Source organism: Fructilactobacillus sp. X2R5C2, assembly GCF_059901375.1.
Window position 1 is genome coordinate 1 of the sequence record NZ_JBWXUX010000044.1, and the last position, 242, is coordinate 242.

1 protein-coding gene is annotated in these 242 nt (G+C 34.7%); it reads right to left on the reverse strand.

Translation table 11 applies throughout. From position 1 onward, the window contains the following. Nucleotides 1–242, reverse strand: a 242-nt coding sequence (locus AC6UD2_RS06875) for a dihydroxy-acid dehydratase domain-containing protein (RefSeq protein ID WP_500698446.1), incomplete at both ends; no start/stop codon positions are given.

A 242-nucleotide genomic window follows, 5' to 3' on the forward strand; every position in this document is an offset into this window, starting at 1 on the left:
CTCTTAATGTTTTACCAGTTACTGTTAATCGATCAGGATGTAATGTACCATCTTTCTTCATTAATTCATTGATAATGGCTGGTACACCACCAGCTTGGTGTACATCATGCATAGAATATGATGAGCTAGGCGCAATTTTTGATAAGTAAGGTGTTTTTTTAGCAATTTCATTAATACGTTCTAAGTCATAATCCACACCAGCTTCATTGGCGATTGCTAAAGTATGTAACACTGTATTTGTT